General features: G+C 29.8%; 1 pseudogene. It reads left to right on the top strand.

The annotated features are described in order from the left end of the window. Positions 1-242: pseudogene (locus tag CAMP5082_RS08395) on the top strand (ShlB/FhaC/HecB family hemolysin secretion/activation protein); the annotation flags it as partial.

Below are 242 nucleotides of genomic sequence, written 5' to 3'. Positions count from 1 at the left end.
AAAGGCTTTGGTTGGTTTAGAAAACTCAATGCTAGTGTGAATAATTATTATAGTATTAATGAATACATTATGCATACTTTAAATATAAACTATCAAAAGGTATTAGGGAATTTTGAATTAGATTCTTCTGAGAGTTCATCTTTAGGTGGAGCTTATGGAGTAAGAGCTTATGATAATGGAGAGGGTGATGGAGATAATACCATAGTAGCTAACTTTGGTATAAGAATAAATATACCAAATAC

Origin of the sequence: Campylobacter sp. LMG 17559, assembly GCF_024723605.1 — a bacterium.
Lineage (GTDB): Bacteria > Campylobacterota > Campylobacteria > Campylobacterales > Campylobacteraceae > Campylobacter_D.
Note: the sequence above shows the minus strand (reverse complement) of the source record. Positions and strands in the feature narration are given on the sequence as shown.